Genomic DNA, 21,381 nt, shown 5'->3' with positions numbered 1-21,381 from the left:
CATAAATTAGCCTCAATAAAAAAACGATGCGGATGCATCGTTTTTTATAATCTACAGACACCTTTTTATAAGGAATCCAGGTCTTCTTTATGCTCTTCAACAGCCTTAAAGCGGGATTTCTTCTTATAACGTTGTGCTGGCCAGCTCATGGTAAAGCGTGCACCACCCAGTTTAGGACTTTGATCTACTTCGACCTTGCCACCAAACCAGAAGGCAATCCGGCTAACAATCGACAAACCCAGGCCATAACCACCAGATGCACGGGTACGACTGTCATCTAGGCGCGAGAAGGCTTCAAAGACGCGAGCACGATCTTCTTCCGGAATCCCCGCACCATCATCTTCTACGCAGATATAAGCCTGATGATTGGCATCAATACCACCGCTAATCATGATTCTTTCATCACAATAGCGCACAGCATTCCCGACCAGATTTTGTACCACACGATGCAAATAACGACGCTCGGCCTCAACCTCGATATCCATCGGCACCTGATGCAGCTCGACTTTCTTGCCAGTTTTTAGCGCTTCAGTTTCAGCCACAACCTGATCCAGCACTTCATGCAGATTAATCTTCTCGAAATCAAGGGAAGGTGTGCCCTGCTCCAGTTTGGCATAGGTCATGATCTCATCAATCAGCTTGTTCAAAGCCTCGATGTCTTTATCGATCTGTTCCATCTGTTGCAGACGATATTCATAATCATCTTCATCCGCCAGCATTTCCATAGCAAAACGGATCCGCGCAACAGGGGTCCGCAGTTCATGTGAAACTGCACGCATCAACTCACGCTGAGCTTCGATCAGACGCTGAATATGATCCGACATGGCATTATAGCTGGATGCCAATAATGCCATTTCATCCTTACCATCTATCGCCAGACGCACTGACATGTTACCGGACTTCATCTTGTTCAGGGCATAGCTAACTTCACGCAGCTTACGTTGCATCGGCACCAGCAAACCATATACCCCCAGACTCAGCACAAACATACTTAGCAAGGTAATCCCGGCTGCCAACTGGAATGGCATCCAGTTAAACAAAGGCACAGGCCCCATCACCAGTACTTCAGACACTGAGCTCGGAATCGGAGAAACAATTGAAATAGTGGTACCGCGAATCGTGGCACTATCACGATAGAGAATAATGCTGTGATCTAGACGTAGACGGCCAATCTGTTCTGAATCGAGCGGCAGGCTTTGCACATCCTGAATACTGATTGGATAAGAAAAATACTTCTGGATCTTTTCCAGATATTCTTTTTCCTGACCTGGGTAATAAACCAGATAGTCCAGAATAAATACCGGCAGCGCCTTCATCTGGCGCTCGGTAATATTGTCTGCCTTTATATATAGAAAATGCTTTGGATCATCACGCAATCCAATGACCACATAAGCCACTGAGGTTTGTGCATCCCAACGCACTACCGCCTTACGGTCTTCAATACGACGTTTCTCTGCACGGGTCAGATCAACTTTTTCAGCTTCTACATAATAGATCGGAAGCTCCAGCAAATCTGAAGCATCCGAAATCCAGTCCAGTTTCTGCTGCATATTCGGCTGGCGTGCCACCCCTTCACTCATGATATAGGCCATACCATCAGTCAAGGACTCACGATATACCTGCGCCCGCTGGTAGTTAATAATCTGCACCAACAGATAGCCGAACAGGGTCACCAGGAGTACCAGAATGACAAGTCCTGCATAAATACGCAAAAATATATTGTGTTTGAACACTTATAAGCTTTCCCGCTTATTCAGCTTAGGAATGGCATGTATTTACATGCCATTGGTTTCCTTAACGAACAGATAACCTTTACTACGAACTGTTTTAATACGTTTAGGGTTTTCTGGATCGTCCCCAATTTTCGGACGGATGCGCGAAATACGAACATCAATTGAACGGTCCTGGCCATCATATTCAATGCCACGAAGACGCTCGAAAATATCTTCACGCGAAAGAATACGGCCTGCATTTGATGCAAGCAACCACAACAGATCATATTCTGCACTGGTAAAGTCTACCAATTCACCATTCAAGGTCACAGAACGGCCACCATTGTCGATCACAAGATCGTCAAATTCAATACGTTGAGCCACTTCATCTTCAGGTACTTTATCAGTACGACGCAACAAGGCACGAATACGCGCCAATAGCACACGCGGCTGAACCGGTTTAGCGACATAGTCGTCCGCACCCATTTCCAGACCCAATACCTGATCCATATCTTCAGTACGTGCAGTCAGCATCAAAATCGGTTGATGATAATGTGGACGAACTTCACGACAGATGGTCAATCCATCCGCACCTGGCAACATAACATCTAAAACTACCATGTCTGGCTGCTCGGCGATAATGCGACGAATCGCACGATTACCGTCGGGCTCTACCCCTACCTCAAGTCCGTTACGAATAAGATATTCTTGAGTTAAACGAGCAAGACGCTCATCATCTTCAACGATTAGAATTTTGGGTAACTTTTCTTCTTGGCTCATATATTGTGCACCTTTATTCGATGGACGTATCCTTTTGAAATCTGATAGATACGGTGGATATAGCAAGCAATATACACACGTTTACATTGTAAACAAGATAGCGTTCACCAAACTGATACATCAAAGTAGCATTTTGTAATATTTTTTTGCAGATATTTCTGTTAGCGACATTTTTTATACAAAACATTGAACAAATCTAGGCTAGGTAACCGTCTATCTGAATAAAAAATGCCCCTCAATTTGCTCAAAAAGAGTTATCCACAATGTTATCTATAAGGACTTCTTGCCAGCTTTGTTATGCTATGCCTTGCCGAATAAGGCTTGCACCAAGATGATAAAAAAAGGATTTTTTTAATAAAGTTTCTCAGGTTGTTTCACTAAAATATTTATTAAAATGTCAATATTGATCTACCCTAAATTTTCCCGTATCTTGTGTTCAATTAATTTTTAAACCACTAGGTATTGTGTTTATTCCTCAAACACTGTGGCATAAAAATTGCCCAGTTCAAACGGTCCATAAACATAAAAATAGATGACAATGGAGCTATGCTAAAATGAGCGTAATTACTTCAACTCCTGGTCAACTTCAGGTGATTAAACGCACCGGTGATGTTGCCACTTTTGATGCAGAAAAAATTTCTGTCGCAATTGGTAAGGCTTTTTTGGCTGTTGAAGGCCAACAAAGTGCTGACTCAAGCCGTATTCACGATCGTATTGAGCAGCTGACGGAAATGGTCATGAACACTTTCAAACGTCGCTTGCCTTCTGGTGGGACGATTCACATTGAAGAAATCCAGGATCAGGTTGAACTTGCGCTTATGCGTACCGGCGAACAGAAAGTTGCGCGTGCCTATGTCATCTATCGCGAACAACGTTCTGACGCTCGTAAGCAGCTGGGTGCCAACCATCACCCTACCCTGCAAATTACTGATGCAGCGGGCAAACTCAAACCGCTTGACCTGAGCCAACTGACTGAAACTGTTGCTAAAGCTGCTGAAGGCCTTGAAGGAATCGACGTTCAGGCAATTGTCGATGAGACCGTAAAAAACCTGTATAACGGCGTAAAAGAGTCAGATATCTCTACAACCATGATGATGGCGACCCGTACCCGTATCGAACAAGAACCAAACTATACTTATGTAACTGCTCGTCTATTACGTAATGACCTGGTGGCAACTGGTTTAGAGTTCCTGGGTTTACCTACAGATACCGTTGAAGGCGATGCGCTAGAAACTTACCTGAAAAAAGGGATTGAGCTAGAACTTCTTTCACCTGAACTTCTTAACTTTGACCTGACTAAATTGGCTGCAGCGATTCAACCAGAACGCTCTAACCAGTTTACTTATCTAGGTCTGCAAACATTATTTGACCGTTATTTCATCCACTCGGATGGCGTACGTTTCGAATTGCCGCAATTATTCTTTATGCGTGTTTCAATGGGTCTGGCCCTGAACGAAGAAAACCGTGAAGAGCGTGCAATCGAGTTCTATAACCTGTTATCTAGCTTCGACTACATGGCATCTACGCCGACCCTGTTTAACTCAGGCACGCTTCGTCCACAGTTGTCTAGCTGCTACTTGACCACGATTGATGATGACCTGTTTGATATCTATGGCGCGATGCGTGATAACGCAATGCTGTCTAAATGGGCAGGCGGTTTAGGTAATGACTGGACACCAGTTCGTGCCCTGAACTCATACATCAAAGGTACAAATGGTAAATCACAAGGTGTGGTTCCGTTCCTGAAAGTAGCGAACGATACAGCTGTTGCAGTAAACCAAGGTGGTAAGCGTAAAGGTGCAGTATGTGCATATCTTGAAACTTGGCACTTGGACATCGAAGAATTCCTGGAACTGCGTAAGAACACTGGTGATGACCGTCGTCGTACCCACGACATGAACACAGCGAACTGGGTTCCTGACCTGTTCATGCAACGTGTATTCGAAGATGCAGAGTGGACACTGTTCACCCCTTCTGAAACGCCTGATCTGCATGATTTGACTGGTGCTGAATTCGCTGAGCGTTATGCTTACTACGAAAGCATTGCCAAAGAAACAAACATGTTGCACAAGAAAATCCGTGCAAAAGATTTGTGGCGCAAAATGCTGTCGATGCTGTTTGAAACAGGTCACCCGTGGATCACATTCAAAGACGTATGTAACCTGCGTTCACCACAACAACACGTGGGTGTAGTTCACTCTTCTAACCTGTGTACAGAAATTACGCTGAACACTAGCAAAGAAGAAATTGCAGTATGTAATTTAGGTTCAATCAACCTGGTTCAACACGTTCAAGGTGGTGTACTAGACCGCGAAAAACTTGCTCGCACTGTTAAAACTGCAGTTCGTATGCTTGATAACGTCATTGACATCAACTACTACGCTGTTCCTCAAGCACGTAATTCAAACCTGAAACACCGTCCAGTGGGTATGGGTATCATGGGCTTCCAGGATGCGCTCTACGAAATGAACCTTGCTTATGGTTCTGAAGCGGCGGTTGAATTTGCTGATGAATCGATGGAAGTGATTTCTTACTACGCAATTTCAACTTCAAGTGACCTTGCTGTTGAACGTGGTACGTATGAAACATTTAAAGGTTCACTGTGGGATCAAGGTATTTTACCAATTGACTCGCTTGACCTGGTTGCGAAAACTCGCCCAGAACGTATGTTCGAAGTCGACCGCACTCAACGTCTGGACTGGGATACTTTACGTGCCAAAGTTCAAAAAGACGGTATGCGTAACTCAAACGTGATGGCGATTGCGCCAACTGCAACGATTTCAAACATCTGTGGCGTGTCTCAGTCAATTGAGCCTACATTCCAGAACTTGTATGTGAAGTCGAACTTGTCTGGCGAATTCACCGTGATTAACCCGTACTTGGTACGTGCGTTGAAAGAACGTGGTCTTTGGGATGCTGTGATGGTCAACGACCTGAAACACTTCGAAGGTTCTGTGCAGAAGATTTCCCGTATTCCTGAAGAGCTAAAAGCGATCTTCGCGACTGCGTTTGAAGTTGAAACTCGCTGGATCGTAGATGCTGCTTCACGTCGTCAAAAATGGATTGACCAGGCTCAGTCTCTGAACCTTTACATCGCTGGTGCAAACGGTAAGAAACTGGACATTACTTATAAGATGGCTTGGTTACGTGGTCTTAAGACAACTTATTACCTACGTGCATTGGGTGCAACGTCTGCTGAGAAATCGACGATTAACACTGGCGCACTAAATGCTGTTAAAGCGACTGCAACTGCAGCGCCGGTTGCGGCAGTCGCTCCAGCAGTTGAAGCGAAACCTGAAGTTCCTGCAGAGGAAGAAGGTTTTGCAAATGCAGCACCAGTGCCAATGGCATGTTCAATTGACAATCCAGATTGTGAGGCTTGTCAGTAAGCTTCGCTTGACCTCCCCTAACCCCTCCTAAAAGGAGGGGGATCACAGCTCAGTCATCTGACATGTGAAAGTCCCCCTTTGCAAAAGGGGGATTTAGGGGGATTCAAAAGAAATTAGAAAATAAAGGAAACCACCATGCCGCATATGACTCACAATTACCTGTTAGGACTTGTGGCACTGGTCGTTTCCTTTGTACTTACCTTTTATTTGCCAATTGCCTATTTCTGGTTAAAGGCTCATAAATCGCGCAAGCAAAATAAGTAGTGGGGATTTTTGCTCTTCCGTACAAAAGCAGAGCAGTCATCGACAAAACTTAATTTTGCTTACATAAATTGAGCGTATAGTAGGACATTTCAGCGAGGCTGAATGTCTAATAAAAGATATAAGCATCGAAGAGAGAACTGATATGTCTATCTTAAGTTGGGACGATTTCGAAGATGATTCGCAAAAACCAGCTGCACAAACACAGCAGCCTGCGCCCGTCGAGCCGCAAAAAGCGTCTAATTCACAGGTGGTACCTGATGCAAGCAACACATCGTCGGATGTGGCAGCTGCACAACCCCTTAGAGCCACTCAAAACCGAGGATCAAATCCAACCGATTCGCTGGCAAGAGCATCTGCTTCCCTAGAGCAGCTTGATGTTGCTCCAGGCTTGGAAGAGCTTGAAATGGGCGCGCAACGTGTACAAGTTGACGACAAGGCAATGATTAACTGTCGGGCGGACTTGAACCAGCTTGTTCCATTCAAATACGAATGGGCTTGGCAGAAATATCTAGACGGTTGTGCAAACCACTGGATGCCGCAAGAAGTGAATATGAACCACGACATCGCGCTATGGAAGTCTGAAAATGGCTTGACTGAAGATGAACGTACCATCGTGATGCGTTCACTTGGTTTCTTCTCGACTGCGGATTCACTGGTTGCAAACAACTTGGTACTGGCGATTTATCGTCACATTACCAACCCTGAATGCCGTCAATATATCCTGCGTCAGGCATTTGAAGAAGCGATTCACACGCATGCGTACCAATACTGTATCGAATCTTTAGGTATGGATGAAGGCGAAGTCTTCAACATGTACCGCGAAGTACCGTCAGTTGCACGTAAAGCGGCGTGGGGCCTAAAATATACCCAGTCTTTAAGTGATCCTACTTTCAAAACTGGTACACCTGAAAACGACCAGATTCTGCTTCGCAACCTGATCGCATTCTATTGTGTACTTGAAGGTATCTTCTTCTACTGCGGTTTCAGCCAGATTCTGTCGATGGGCCGTCGTAACAAGATGAATGGTGTTGCCGAGCAATTCCAGTACATTTTGCGTGATGAATCGATGCACCTGAACTTCGGTATCGATATGATCAACCAGATCAAGATCGAAAACCCGGGTTTATGGACCACTGAATTCCAGGAAGAAATCATCCAGATGATTCTTGAAGGCACTATGCTGGAAATCGAATATGCGCGTGACACCATGCCACGCGGTGTACTCGGCATGAATGCTGGCATGATGGAAGAATACCTGAAGTTCATTGCGAACCGTCGTCTAGCGCAGTTGGGCTTGCCTGAACAATTTGCTGGTGTGAATAACCCGTTCCAGTGGATGTCAGAGATGATGGACTTGCGTAAAGAGAAGAATTTCTTCGAGACGCGCGTAACAGATTACCAAACTGGCGGTGCATTAAGCTGGTGAGGTTTAGCTTCGTCATGCGACACAAGGTTTGTCAAAAACGACACATGGTTTGTCATAAGACGACGCAAGGTTTGTCAAAACATCAATAGACACAGAAATTATCATTGATGCTAATTTCAATATATACCCAATAAGAGATCTAGGTTTCTTATTGGGTAACTTAAAAACATATCACTTTAAAATTTTAAATCTGAAATTGAATATAAAAGTTTGGCTAATTCTGGCTAAGGGGTAATTGTGCTTTGAATAATCAAACAAATAATTAATTTCAAAATAAATAATCGATTAAGAAGGTAAAAATGGGCTTACAAAGTAAATTTTTAACATTTAACACCAATATCTACATAACTCGTCAAAGCGAGGAATATAAGAATGCACGTGAAAAAGACGATAGCATTACAGAAGACATTCGCAAAAAATTTCGAGAAAATGGCTATCCTGTTCAAGAAGATTTCATTCAAGGTTCTTTAGCAACTAACACAGCAATCAAGGAAAAAGGAAAAGACTTCGATATAGATAGAGCGATAGTCATCAATGAAAATGACGCCCCTACTGATCCAACTATACCGAAGAAGGTTGTCTTAGAAATTCTAGAAAATAGAGGTTTCAAGAACGCTAAAATAAAAAAACCTTGTGTCACTGCTGACTATAAAAATGAGGATTTACATATTGATATCCCTATTTATAGTAAATCGGAGAGCGGTTATTACAAATTAGCTGTAGGCAAGAAAAATTCTGATGAAAATAATAGGGAGTGGTCTGACTCAGATCCCAAAGGATTAATTGATTGGATCAATGCTAAAGATAGTTCAGGTATTTATGAAACACAGAAACTCCAGCAATTTAAACGAGTAACTAGATATATAAAAAGATGGAGAAATATCAAATTCCATGAAGACATATGTAGAAAAATTTTTTCAATCGGTCTAACCGTGATGATTAAAGAAAAATTTCAGAGTTCGATTAATGATGAAGGTCTTGAAAATGATCTAGAAGCTTTGAAGAATACTATCGATCAAATACTAGATCAGTCAAATTACTTTTTATACCAAAATGAGAGTCAATGGAAAGTAAAAGTTGATTTACCCGTATCACCATACAGAGATATTTTCTCTGGCAGTAGTATAGATACAGGTACTCAATTGAAAAATAAACTATCCACCTTGAGAAATAACTTAAAGAACGTCATTGATGAATCAGATGAATCCAAACAATGCGATCTATTAAGAGAAATATTTGGCGAAGATTTCCCTGAAGGTACTAAAAATAACTCAAAAAATGAAGCAGCTAAGGTTGTATTCCCTTCAGCTGGATCTGTAGGAACATCTCAAGGCGCATGAATTATCAATTAATAATTCAGCATCTACAAAGCTGTGGATACTCAGTATCTGCAGCCAATGTACTTGCTCGAGATACTATAGAAGTTAATGTGACTATTGGTAGTTATACCATTACACTTATTCATTTTGAAGTTGATGAAATAACTTCAATGCCCGTATTTTACTTAAAAAATCCACAACAGTTCCCTAGGTTAGCACATACGACATCTTACAAAGATTTCAATTTAGCTAGTCTATGTGTAAATGTCACAGATTCTGTCTCAATTAATTATGAAGTTCCAGAAATTGCATTTGAAGACTCCTTAAAGAGACATATTGAATTACTAACAAAAAGTTTAACCAATTCGACTTGGAATAAAGATGAACTATTAAGAGAATTTTTAGCTAGTTGGTATAGCTTAAATGATACAAAATTTAATGATGTTCTTTGTCTAGTAGATTCACCTGAATTTTGTAAATTAAAAGTTTATGCACCTGAGGGGAAATATGGATTAAAAAGTAGCGTGTTAGTTCACCCTGAAAATTATGATCTTGCAACAAAAGAACCTTTTTTTAAAGTCCAAGTAGCTCAAAGAAAAAAGAGTCCTGATTTGGGTTGTGTTCTCCCTTTACCTGATCTTTCCTCTATTCCATGGAATGTATCAGACCTTCCTGTATGGTTTTTAGAACATATTGAATTATTAGATTTTGATACAAGACAACGCTTCTTAACTACTTTTGCTCAAATTAGAAAGAATATTTTTTGGATAATATTCAATATTGACACTCCATCAGGAAAATCTTGGTTTGGATTAAAATTTCAGCATAAAAAAAATAAAGTTAATAAGACCCTTCCGCTTAAACTAGAAAGCTTCGCCGAATGGAATATAGAGGCATGCTCGATTAAATTATTTGATAAATTAAGCTTAATACCCCGTGGCGGTGCTTTTTGTGATCTTCAAGACAAACACGTTTTATTAGTAGGCTGTGGGTCTGTAGGTGGTTATATAGCAGATCAACTAGCATCATGTGGGCTAGGAAACCTAACTCTAGTTGATTCAGATACAATATCAATTGAAAACACCTATAGGCATTACCTTTCAATTGATTATTTAAATTGGGAAAAAACTAAAGGTTTACATTTTAGGATTGCAACAAAATATCCTTGGATCAACATTAAACCTGTTTCGCTAAGTTTATTAGATCTTCGAGATGTTTCTATTTTGAATTCATTTGATCTAGTTATTATTGCAATAGGTTCTCCAACAAAAGAACGAATATTTCATGATTACTGTATTAAGAATGACGTAGAAACATCTGTAATTAACACATGGACAGAAGGTTATGGAGTTGGTGGACATGCAGTTTTAGATATTCCTGAGCAAAAAGGTTGTTTAAGATGTGCTTATGTTGATAATGAAAATCTATGCAGGGGCTTAGTTTCTAATCTTAACTTTTTAAAACCAAACCAAGATTTGACTAGGAATCTTTCAGGATGTGGAAATGCCTTTCTACCCTATTCAAACTTATCTGCCATTCAGACCGCCAACATCACTACAGATTTAGCTTTAAAATTTTTACAAGGGAAAGTAAAAAATTCTTCAAAGGTAAGCTGGAAAGGTTCTGATGTAGACGCTTTAAATGAAAACTTAGAGTTAACTGATCGTTATTATAGCTTTTCAAAATCATTACTAATCACACCACTATTGAATCCAGAATGTGATATTTGTAATGAATGACCAATTAACTGTTCATGTTTCTGACGCTACTGTTCACATCAATAAAGACATCATTGAAATATGGGAACAGTATCGTCAAATCTCATCTGAATCTAAAGAAGCGTGCGGAATCTTGATAGGACATCAAATTCAAGGTACTGAAATATTTCAAGTAGAATTTGTTACTACTCCACAAAAACTAGACATTAGAACTAGGTATAACTTTGTGATGAAAGATCCATTTCACCAGAAGTTTCTCGATAAAAAGTATAAAGAATCTAATGGTACATCTGTTTATTTGGGTACATGGCATAGCCATCCCCAAAACATACCAATTCAATCTAGCATTGATGAGGAGGACTGGAAACACTGTATAGCAAGAAATGTAGATCGAAATTTATTTTTTATTATCGTTGGAGTCCAGGAAATTAAAATTTTTCGTTTCAAAAAAAATTTACTGAATACTGCTTCTGTCATTAGGTTTTAATTACTTTATGAATATTACATCTTCTGAGCTAACATTAGATCTCATTCAAACCAAACACCTTCCCTTTGATAGTCTAATACTTGCTAAAGCCTTTATTGATCATGTAAAGCCTATTTTAACTTGGGATAAAGTCACGCTTTTAAGGGATAGTACAAGAGATAATTTAATTTTTCTTATCTACAAAACTGAGGAATTACAATCAGCTTTCCGTGTAAATTTGAATAAAAATGAATTTTTAGAATTTGTCGAGTACATTCTAGGACCTAGACAATCACTCGAAGTTCGATCTATTCCTGATAAACAAATAACCCATCAGGAAGTTATCAATCTTAACCTTTTACAAGATCTTTGGGCTAACTACCAATTCACATCAATTGTACTTAAAAACAAAACTGAAAAATCTCAATTCATTACAACTTTTTATAGTAATGAAATCAAAACAGGAAGAGGCAATCCATTTACTAGCAAAACTATTCACCAAGTAATGTTAGATAGTCATGGCCGTTGTATGTTTACAGGATGTGGAGAAAACTTAAATATTGACAAACTAACTGGGCGAAAAGGCAACTATGCATATAACGCACACAATATCGCCTCTTCAGATAATGGAGAAAGAGGATTACCGTACCTTTCAGAAGCACTTTCAAATAAAGCAGAAAATGTTCTTCTACTCTGTGACAAACATCATCGCCTAATAGATAAAGTAGCAGCTGCAGAATATGATGCTCTCACTCTAAATAAAATGAGAGAAATGCATAAGACAAATTCTGAAAAATTATTAGATGCTCTAGCCTTTGAACCAATTCAAGTATATTCCATTTTATGGCCAGTTCATGGGAATGTATCTTCAACACCTGATTTAAAAGAAATTTCAACTAGTTTATATCCTTTAAATTACAGAATTAATGGTGCTTTAATTCCTCAATCCTCAATACCTCATCCTGATTTATTTGATCAAGCTTTTATACAATGTATTGAAACAGAAGCTAATATAATTCTAAGACAAACTCAGCACCACAATCATAAGGCCGCAATATTCGCATTTGGTCCTATGCCAGCTTTGATTGGATTAGGAGCACTCTTGGGAAATAAAGGAGAGTTTATTCCTATGTTTAAATCAAGAGACACTCAAAAATGGGAATGGCCTAGTACTGCTATGATTGATCCAATAAATGAAGTCACTGGTTTAGATAATCTCGAGAAACAATCTGAAATAGTATTATGTATTCATGCCACAGCAATTGCAGAACCTTTACAACAAACAGCTAGAGCTATAGCGGCAGAAAAGAATATACAAATTATCGAAATTACGAACCTAGAACAATGTAGAGGTAGCCAAAGTATCCCTCATCCTAAAAATGTAAAGGCTCTAACAGCACAAATCCAAAAACTGTTAATAAAACTAAAAAGTGACTATGGAATAGCATTGGTCCACTTACTTGTCATTGCTCCAAATGCTGCATGTGTAGCAATAGGTCAAGGGATCGATAAAAATCATCCTGATGTCATAGTTTATGATTTTAAAGGCGATGGTATACAACCAGTATTAAGAATTAATAGTACAGAACAAGGTAATAAACTTATATCTATTTAAAAACAATAGGCTTAGGAAATATTCTGAGCCTTTTAATTTAAAAATCACAGAGTGTTAGAAAATCTAAAATATTAATATCCAATACTTTTAACCAGTCTATTAACTCAATCACATCAAGTCTTCTTTCCAATCTTTCAACTTTTGAAACATACGATTGAGGCTTATTCAAAAGACGTGCAAGCTCAACCTGAGTCACATTTTTAGACTCACGAAGTTCTATAAGTTTCTTAATTAGGTCTTGATACCTAGGGTCGTGTATTGAGCGCATGGCTCAATATCAGTTACAATTAAAAATATCCCAAAATAGGATATTTTTAATTTAACCCTATCTGTTTACTGAATTTTTTTATTTTGAATAATCATTGAACAATAGTCTAGGAATTCACTGTGAAGCAAAAATTTTCTGTAGCTCAAATCAACAATATTGTTAAAAAGAATTTAGCAGGTACAACTGTCGAACAAATTTGTGAAGAGTATAAAATCAGTGTCGCTACTTTCTACCGTTGGAAAGCAAGTTACATAGATATTAATGAGCAAATTTTGATTCGATTAGATAAATTGGAACAAGAAAATTTAGCTCTTAAACAAATGTATGCTGAAGAAAGACTGTCTAAGCGACTAGAAATGTAAGGCGCTCATAAAAGAATCTCGAAAGTATTTTAAATAGCATCTACTGTCATGATAGTTGATTCTTTAAAGAGATTATGAAACCTTACCTTTTCCAAAAAATCGGATGAGATCCTAACGTCTTTTTTCCAAGTATTGGTAACCAATTTTTCACTGTTCATCTTTGAAAATTGAGTCATTAACATTTGTAGATCCATTAGAAAATCTTCTTTGAAGCTATCGCCTAATATTGATTCCTTAGGGCCCACTAAAGAAAACACTTGGGAATGCATCAATAAAATTAAACTTTCACTAAAATTTGAATATGGTTTTTTCATGCAAATAATAAGTAAAGTTCGATAAATAGCTCGACTGATATCGACAATGCTACTAGTGTCTTCGACTCCCATTCGATAAAAAATTACCAGTGCAGCTAAAGCATCTAAGCTAGCTAATCGCTCCAGCTGTATCAGTTTTTTAGACGATAAACTTTCAACTAACTTCCTATCACAATTATATTTATTGGGTTTATAGAGTATCCTTTGAACTTCCCACGACAGTTTTCCAATACCGTCTTTTAAAAGTAAATCTAAATTTATTGAATTTTTCATGGCTTGCCAAAGCACATGATTAATTATTAACGAACTACCTTGTACGGCTGCTTCAGCTTTATCTATAAGTTTTGGATGAGGAACATTTAAACCATTCTTATAGTTTCTCCACTTCCGATCATTATCAGTTACCCCCCCATTCACTACTCTAATTTTATCAGGCTCAATTATTTTTGCTATTTCAGATGGTAGTTGCGCATCTAAACCAAGCTTTATGCGCGAATACCATAGTGCAACCCGTATTTGATCGACTACATCCCTTTTATTAATTCTAACTTTTCCAATATTTTCGTTTTGCAAAACATAACCCATAAAATTCAAATAAAATCCTTAAATATTAATTGTTTAAAAAAATATTTCCGGAAAAAGTTTAGTGATTTATTCAACTTGTACAGATATAGTCTCAAGTATAAGCTTTTGTTGAGACAGGTTACTACCAGGAACTCAATGGAAATCCATCCCATAGTCGATGCAACTACAATAGAAAAAGAGTTATTCGATCGTTACGGCCCGCTAATGACAGATGATGCACTACGAATCGCTTTAGGCTACAAATCCACGGAAGCCTTTCGACAAGCGTTAACGCGTAAAACAGTCCCAGTTCCTGTTTTTAGTATCCCCAATCGGCGTGGCAAATATGCCTTAGTAAAGGATGTTGCTACATGGCTAGCAAATCAAAGGAATGCTATTTTAGATTCTCAAGATAACCATTAAATTCTCAATAATCGAAAATGACCTTGGAGTGATTATGAAAAGTTAGAAAAAAAATCAATAAAAAAAACGGACCCTTTAAAGGATCCGTTTGTGACTTTATATAGAAGAATATAAAGACCTGAGAATCATAGTATCTTCTCTATATCGTCACCAGTCAAGTGAGTGCTATTCAATAGTAATAGTACAGATTAGCTCATTCTCAAAAATCTATTGAGAATAGGATTACTTCTGGATGAACAGATATGCCTTTTCAAACCATATTGTTAAAAACTGATATTCAAACAAGTATCCTAGAACAAATCAGGATAGCCTTTGAATCGACTGCAAATGTAGCAGCCACACTTCATGGACAACGTAAAATCTACCAAGGTGCTTTTGGTCGTCGAACTTCACTTTTCCCGAGTGAAAAGTGTTGTGGAGCAATCCCCTTAGAAAGCCGACTTGAACTCGCTCATGCAATCTCATTAGAACAAGATCCCAATATCTTAAATTATCGCTCACAAGCATTAAAAATCTTGCTAGCCAATGAACAGTATTGTTATCCAGATTTCTTGGTTCAAACCAAAGATGGTGCTTATGAGGTTCATGAAGTCAAACCATCTATAGCATCATTGTCAACTAATGACTTAAACCGCTTTACAATACTTTCTGATCTACTCCACTCAATGGATATTACTTTTAGGCTAATAGATCACACAGACTTACCAAGTGAAACAGAAATATCTCAACTGCTTTACTGGTATCAGAGAGGACATCGATTCAGCTGGAGTACTTTTGAAGTCAATTATGCTTTAGACCTGTTAAAGCTCAATGAATTTGAAAACTCACATCAAGCCTATAAAACACTTGAATCAATAGGCCTCAAACAAGAACTAGCTGATTACTTATTTTTTCATCAAAGAATAACAATTGGCCCAGTCAAACAAGAAATCAGTGAGGCCTATTGACATGGACAATGTTCTTTTAACCCCACAACCAGGTTTTCGTTTTTATTTTAAAGAACATCCTGACTATATTTTTGAAATCGGTTCTGTAACCTATAATGATATACGATATGCAGCCATCGCTGGTGGAAAGTCATTTTCAATTACTCCGAATGAGTTTGAAAACCGCTACAAAGAAGGTGAAATTCTATGTGTATTTTCACCTGATAAGCTGATGATCAACCCTAAACACAGTTCAGAAATACACCGTAAAGAACGTTATGTTATAAGTGCTCTTCAAACTCTAAAATCCCCTACGAGCCCTCAAAATTTATCAAAATTAATAGAGCATATCTCGACTGAAATTCAAGATCCCAACCCTCCTTCCTGCCGTACTGTCGCAAGGTGGATTACTAAATATAAAAATTTTTCGCAGAACAAGCTCTGTTTACAAGATAAATATATAGGTAATCATCACTTAAGATTCCCACCTGAAGTCTACCAAATTCTGAATCAAGCAATTAATGAAGTCTATTTAAAACCTGAATATAGAACTGGTAAAGACGTACAAGCCTATATGCTTGGTCGATTCATAGAGCAAGGGATATCATTGGAACAGTTACCAACACTGAGGAGTATCCAACGACACATCAAAAAACTAGACCCTTATATTGAATTAAAAATAAAGAAAGGATCTCGTATAGCGAAGAAAACTTTTCAAGCTGCCGGCAAAAGCATTATTAGTCCTTTTGCTCTTTATATGGTCGAAATTGATACACATTATCTCGATATTATTATAGTAGACCCAAAGAATAAGGTTGCTTTAGGACGACCATTTCTTGCTTGTGCAATTGATGTTTATTCAAGAGCAATTGTAGGTACATATATCAATATGTATCCACCTAGCGCTGCAACTACTTTAGAAACAATTAAGGACATGGTTACTCGGCCGAATCATAAATTACCAGGAGGTATTCCGAGTATTATCATTCCTGATAATGGAATTGAATTTAAAAATAATTCACTTGCGCGAGTCTGCGAACAGCTGAAAATTACTTTAACTCCATCTCAAGTCGGTACTCCAAATAACAAACCTCATATTGAACGCTTTTTTAGCACACTCACTCATGGGATCCTTCAAAAGCTACCTGGCACAACTTTTTCAAATCCGATAGATAGAGGAAGTTATAACTCCAATAAAATTGCTCAACTAACTTTAGAACAATTGAAACAATATATAGATACATGGATCCACGATGTCTATCACAAATCTATTCACCATACGACTGGCCGCTCTCCAATTATTATGTGGCAAGATGCAATTGATGATATTCGCCCCAGTTTTCTCACTGATATAGATGCAAAAATTTTATGTCGCAGGCCTATTGAAAGAAGTATTAATCACGGTCAAGTCCGAGTAGACGGCATTAGTTATTTTTCTCATTCACTTACTACTTTACAAGCACAAGGCATAAAAACCGTTACTGTGCTAATTGATGATTTAAATTTAAATGAAGTTTATGTTGTAGACCCTAATAATAAAGATGTGGTTATTCAAGCAGACTCAACCAATCAAAATTATACATTTGGCTTGTCACGCGTAACACATCTTGAAGTGCAAAAGCTAAAGAAAGCCCAAACTCGATCCGACAAACAGAGGATTGGTCCAATGTCGGACTTATACCACCTGTATAAACTTATGCACGAGATACAAAACAATCTTATTAAACATAAACCGAGATTAAAGCCCCTTACTTTAGAACTTCCCAAACAATTAAAAAAAGTTGAAGAACAACTTTTTTCTAAAGAAAAGGATCTTTCTGAACAGTCTGTATCGCCTATAAATATACCTACTCCAATTGAGAAATTTGGTTCTTTGGAGGTATTTAAACATGGAAAAATTTGATAATCGATTCGATAAAATTCGATCTATTAACAATATCGTCATTACTTCAAATGAATTTATGGCAGCTTTTACAGGTATCCAAGATTGTGTCAACAGAAGCATTTCCTATAGTGAACCAGTTGGAAGTATGTTGCTCGCAGAAGGTGGATTAGGAAAAACAACGTTGTGCAAAACAATCTTAAGTTTGATGCCACGTTCAGAAAAAACAGAAAAGGATTATAAAAAATCTATTATTCCAGTATGTTATGTCGAAGTACCCTCACCTGCCACCGTAAAGTCATTAGCCATAATGATGCTCAAAGAACTAGGGGATCTTACTTGTGAAAATGGATATGGAACGACTGACTACCTAACAAGTAGGCTTATTCATTTACTTGCTCAATGCGAAACTAAGCTCATATTTTTAGATGAGTTCCATCATTTATTTGAGCGTAAACCTACGTCTACAAGAATGAATAGGACTACAGGGAATTGGATTAAAACCTTAGTGAATAGAACTGGGATCAGCTTTTGTTTGGTTGGTTTACCTGAGTTTGTTCCACTACTTCAAATTGATAGCCAAATTGCACGTAGATTTCCATTCATCTACCACCTAAGCCCATTAACTGTTGATCCATCACAGGGTAGCAGTATGTTTGCATTTCTTGCCGAAGTTTCAAGAACTCTTAATAAGCAAAATATCACTTTTATGCCGGCACTAGATAGCCAACTTGTCGGTATGCAAATTCAATTAGCTACGAAAGGTTATCACTCATACATCATGAGTCTGATTAGAGAAAGTATTACGCATGCTTTAAACGATGGGAGGCAAGTCGTTAATTCTAATGATTTTAGTTATGCCTGGAAACTAGGTATCACACTATACATTAGCAAACAAAGTAAAAATCCATTCGAAATGAATATTTCTCAAATCATATCACTCATGAAATAAACATAAATATGCAAAATTCTCTTTTAATACAAGCAATCCCTTATGAAGATGAATCGCCAATCAGCTTCCTACTCAGAACAGCAAAACTTAATGCACATAGCTCAATCTTTAATTTAATTGGCAAAGAAAACTATCAATCCATCATTAAAAAATCTCTTAATTACCATCTAGCGGATGATGTTCGCTTTAGTTTAGTTTTGAACGCTTTAAATATAGATAGTGAATATGCTTGTCTAGCTTTTGAAAGATCAGGTCCTACAAATAGATCTCCAAGAACAATAGGTGCTATTGAAGTTCCTCATGAGTTATTTGAATTAGACAACATACGCTACTGTCCGATTTGTCTTGGAGAAAGTGCATATTTAAAAAAATTATGGATGCTCAAACCAATTTACGCATGTCCGATTCATTCATGCTTTTTAATTGATTCCTGTCCAAATTGTGAGAATCCAATTACATCAAAAGCAGGTATTCAAAACTGTTCTTGCTGTGGTTATGAACTTGGTAAAGCCCCAATCAGAGAAGCAAAGTCTATTGAAACCATTTATTGGTTTATCGACGTTCTAAACTTCAACTCCAACAAATTATTCAAAGAGTTTGCAGCTTGCTGGAATGCTTTTAATGACTTTTTTAAGTTCGATGGATCTAACACCGATTTGAAAGTTTTTCTTTCTGTCTATGAATATTTTTATAATCCTGAACTTTCAGCACTCAAGCTCAGTGCTGTTATTAATTCTAGAATCAATTACTCACATCCTAGAGTGCAGTTAATACCGTTTTTAAAGTATGAGAATTTTTTCAAGAAGCACATTAAAGTCATTGAAAAAAATGCTGATGAATACAAAATTAGTGAAAAAAGTATTTCTAGAAAACTTAGAAACCATCAGATAAAACGTATTTTGAAAGTTTCACGTTTTGAGCTTGAGAAATTGATTGAAAGCGACTATCTAAAGCTAGGCAAAAAGGAGCTTTATCGTGGAAATATATCGAGTATAGATATAGAACGCTTTCTTTTAGGTTTAATAGACAATGATGAATCTATAGCTGACACACTGAGTAACAAGACTATCGTTAATGACCACATTTTTCTAAAAGAAATTTCTGAAGTTTTAGAAATCAATTATGAAACTGCTCGTAAACTAGCAAATATTGGATGGTTCAATTTAGAACAAAATAAACTAGATATAGATACTCCTAAGCAATATTCAAAGAACAAACTGCATGAATTTGATAAAAAATATATGCTGATCGCACCTTTAGCAAAACGGTTGAACGTAACCCCTACAAATCTCGTGGAGAAATTAGCATCAATAGGTATTAAGCCCGTTCATGGACCTCATATTGATTCAACACCCATTAATATTTTTTTAAAGACAGATGCTCAAGATATTAGTACAACTGATTTAGAGGTAATTCAACACTATCCAACACGTACAGGTAGACATAAACACAAGTCGGAATCAATAACTACCAGTACAGATTATTACTCCTTAAAAGAAGCAGCTACACTTTTAGAAATTAGTCCAAATAAGGTTGCTGTACTAGTTCAAAGAGGTATTCTAAGCAAAGATAAAGACAATCCTCTCTCAATTCAAATCCAGGCTAGTTCGTTATTTAATCTTAAGAACAAACTGAATTGCCAAGATTATGTTCCTTATTTAGAAGCATCAGAGCAATTAAATTGTCCTATCAATTGGATGAAAACATATTGGTGTGATACGGGATTTTTAAACATTGAAGATTTAATCTATTGGAAACTTATCAAGAAAAATGAATTAGCTAAAATTTTGAAGTTAAAAGAGGAATACGTCACAGGTGCTGAAGCAAGTACCCTCTTAGGTATGCGTCACTCTCATATCACTAACTTACAGAACCAAGATCTTATAACACCTTATTATTTAGGTAAAACAGATAAAAAAGTTCGGCTTTTTAAGAAAGTTGATATTTTAAAACTTTGTAATTAATAAATTAATTTAAATTGTTCCCCGATCCCATCTAGTCCTTTTGTTGGGATCTTCTTACAATTAAAAGCGCTTCATTCGGGACTTCTACTTTAATTTTGATTTTAACTTCATTTCCGTTTTTATCTTTAGTTTTTGCTGAGTATTGAATTAAAGCATTTTTACCAATCCCTTTTAATAATATTTCTCCTCCTTTTATCTCAATATATCCACCCTTTTTTTCAGCATCTTTCGACTCTGGGAAGAACTCTTTAAACTCTGACTTTATGAAAATTAAGCTATTTTTTTCATCTTCTCGTACAGAACCTAGTGCCATATTGATAAAAATATTTTTTGATTTTTCAGTATAAAAAACATATACAGAACTAGGAACAAGTAGAATATAAAGCAGTATCATTGAAAGTCTTATATTTTTATCTTTATTCTCATCGTCTGTTAATTTCACGTTTGTAGTCTTAAAATCTTCTATAAATTTATCAATAAATATTTTTAAAAGAATGCTTAAAAAGACCATAATCAATAGGCTTACTGATTTCCCACTATAAAAAATAAAAACAAAGACCAAGCCAAAAGTTAGAAATAAAAGCCTAATAAAATTTTTACCTAGATAATTCAAAATTTTATGAAAACTTATCTTGATAAAAATTAGATCAATTAATCCTTTAGATAAACTTTCTCGTAGAGAAAATAAGACTTTGAAAAAATTTGTTAGACATCGAATAACAAATATAACAACGCTGCCAAGTGTATAATGTGAACCCAAAAAAAATGCATAGACTAATAGAAACTTTATTGTAATTAAGAAAAATAAAAGACCATCTCCTAATGATAAATCTGTAGGAAAGTAGTCAATATGCCAAAAATATAAGAGGATAAGACATATACCAATGCCTATAATAAATTTGGCGATAAACCCACTATTATCGACAATTACCTTAATTGTTCGAAATAAAAAAAGAGTAAAATTCACTTACCACCCATTTTATATTTTCCCTTTCAAATCAAAATTTTAATCAATAAAAAAGCATGCTAATATTATG

Annotated in this window: 17 protein-coding genes; 12 read left to right on the top strand and 5 right to left on the bottom strand. The window is 37.2% G+C overall.

Annotation, left to right across the window (positions count from 1 at the left end; all coding sequences use genetic code 11):
- Positions 1-65: 65 nt before the first annotated feature.
- Both bfmS and bfmR read right to left on the bottom strand, forming a co-directional pair.
- A complete protein-coding gene (gene bfmS / locus F955_RS04210; protein ID WP_004891695.1) occupies positions 66-1,733 on the bottom strand; it encodes a sensor histidine kinase BfmS in 1,668 nt (555 codons plus the stop codon).
- 42 nt (positions 1,734-1,775) lie between these two features.
- Complete coding sequence (gene bfmR / locus F955_RS04205; protein WP_004891693.1) at positions 1,776-2,492, bottom strand: response regulator transcription factor BfmR; 717 nt, start codon at positions 2,490-2,492, stop codon at positions 1,776-1,778.
- Between the two features lie 554 nt (positions 2,493-3,046).
- On the opposite strand from bfmR, the gene F955_RS04200 reads away from it, so the two are divergent.
- The 6 genes from F955_RS04200 (at position 3,047) to F955_RS04175 (ending at position 12,689) form a co-directional block, all read left to right on the top strand.
- Positions 3,047-5,881, top strand: coding sequence for a ribonucleoside-diphosphate reductase subunit alpha (locus F955_RS04200; protein ID WP_004891691.1), 2,835 nt, complete (start codon positions 3,047-3,049; stop codon positions 5,879-5,881).
- A 406-nt stretch (positions 5,882-6,287) separates the two neighbouring features.
- Positions 6,288-7,571 (top strand): ribonucleotide-diphosphate reductase subunit beta, encoded by a 1,284-nt coding sequence (locus F955_RS04195; protein WP_004891690.1) that lies wholly within the window; start codon positions 6,288-6,290, stop codon positions 7,569-7,571.
- 299 nt (positions 7,572-7,870) lie between these two features.
- A complete protein-coding gene (locus tag F955_RS04190; RefSeq protein ID WP_004891687.1) occupies positions 7,871-8,911 on the top strand; it encodes a nucleotidyltransferase domain-containing protein in 1,041 nt (346 codons plus the stop codon).
- Positions 8,908-10,629: a ThiF family adenylyltransferase gene (locus tag F955_RS04185; RefSeq protein WP_004891684.1), complete on the top strand. Its 1,722-nt coding sequence runs from the start codon at positions 8,908-8,910 to the stop codon at positions 10,627-10,629. The genes F955_RS04190 and F955_RS04185 overlap by 4 nt, the downstream gene beginning before the upstream one ends.
- Positions 10,622-11,095: a Mov34/MPN/PAD-1 family protein gene (locus tag F955_RS04180; RefSeq protein ID WP_004891681.1), complete on the top strand. Its 474-nt coding sequence runs from the start codon at positions 10,622-10,624 to the stop codon at positions 11,093-11,095. Before F955_RS04185 ends, F955_RS04180 begins: the two co-directional genes overlap by 8 nt.
- A gap of 7 nt (positions 11,096-11,102) precedes the next feature.
- Positions 11,103-12,689, top strand: coding sequence for an SAVED domain-containing protein (locus F955_RS04175; RefSeq protein WP_004891679.1), 1,587 nt, complete (start codon positions 11,103-11,105; stop codon positions 12,687-12,689).
- 37 nt (positions 12,690-12,726) lie between these two features.
- Here the strand turns inward: F955_RS04175 and F955_RS04170 are convergent, their stop codons facing one another.
- Positions 12,727-12,957 (bottom strand): helix-turn-helix domain-containing protein, encoded by a 231-nt coding sequence (locus tag F955_RS04170; protein WP_004891676.1) that lies wholly within the window; start codon positions 12,955-12,957, stop codon positions 12,727-12,729.
- A 119-nt stretch (positions 12,958-13,076) separates the two neighbouring features.
- Between F955_RS04170 and F955_RS04165 the strand changes: the two genes are divergently transcribed.
- Positions 13,077-13,319: a transposase gene (locus F955_RS04165; protein ID WP_004891674.1), complete on the top strand. Its 243-nt coding sequence runs from the start codon at positions 13,077-13,079 to the stop codon at positions 13,317-13,319.
- Between the two features lie 29 nt (positions 13,320-13,348).
- On the opposite strand, the gene F955_RS04160 is transcribed toward F955_RS04165, so the two are convergent.
- Positions 13,349-14,218: a hypothetical protein gene (locus F955_RS04160; RefSeq protein WP_004891671.1), complete on the bottom strand. Its 870-nt coding sequence runs from the start codon at positions 14,216-14,218 to the stop codon at positions 13,349-13,351.
- Positions 14,219-14,353: 135 nt separating this feature from the next.
- Here F955_RS04160 and F955_RS04155 point away from each other — a divergent pair, with 135 nt between their 5' ends.
- From F955_RS04155 to F955_RS04135, 5 genes are all read left to right on the top strand, one after another.
- Positions 14,354-14,620 carry a hypothetical protein gene (locus F955_RS04155; protein WP_004891668.1) on the top strand — a complete coding sequence of 89 codons (267 nt, stop codon included), beginning with the start codon at positions 14,354-14,356 and terminating at the stop codon, positions 14,618-14,620.
- A 242-nt stretch (positions 14,621-14,862) separates the two neighbouring features.
- Positions 14,863-15,567, top strand: a complete 705-nt coding sequence (locus tag F955_RS04150) for a TnsA endonuclease N-terminal domain-containing protein (protein ID WP_004891665.1) — start codon at positions 14,863-14,865, stop codon at positions 15,565-15,567.
- A 1-nt stretch (position 15,568) separates the two neighbouring features.
- A complete protein-coding gene (locus F955_RS04145; protein WP_004891662.1) occupies positions 15,569-17,449 on the top strand; it encodes a Mu transposase C-terminal domain-containing protein in 1,881 nt (626 codons plus the stop codon).
- Positions 17,436-18,380: a TniB family NTP-binding protein gene (locus tag F955_RS04140; RefSeq protein ID WP_004891659.1), complete on the top strand. Its 945-nt coding sequence runs from the start codon at positions 17,436-17,438 to the stop codon at positions 18,378-18,380. The genes F955_RS04145 and F955_RS04140 overlap by 14 nt, the downstream gene beginning before the upstream one ends.
- 8 nt (positions 18,381-18,388) lie before the next feature.
- Positions 18,389-20,344, top strand: a complete 1,956-nt coding sequence (locus F955_RS04135) for a TniQ family protein (RefSeq protein WP_004891657.1) — start codon at positions 18,389-18,391, stop codon at positions 20,342-20,344.
- Between the two features lie 31 nt (positions 20,345-20,375).
- Here the strand turns inward: F955_RS04135 and F955_RS04130 are convergent, their stop codons facing one another.
- Positions 20,376-21,311: a hypothetical protein gene (locus F955_RS04130; RefSeq protein WP_004891654.1), complete on the bottom strand. Its 936-nt coding sequence runs from the start codon at positions 21,309-21,311 to the stop codon at positions 20,376-20,378.
- Positions 21,312-21,381: the final 70 nt, after the last annotated feature.

The organism is Acinetobacter schindleri CIP 107287, assembly GCF_000368625.1.
GTDB classification, from domain to species: domain Bacteria; phylum Pseudomonadota; class Gammaproteobacteria; order Pseudomonadales; family Moraxellaceae; genus Acinetobacter; species Acinetobacter schindleri.
This window is presented reverse-complemented; position numbering and strand designations above follow the sequence as displayed.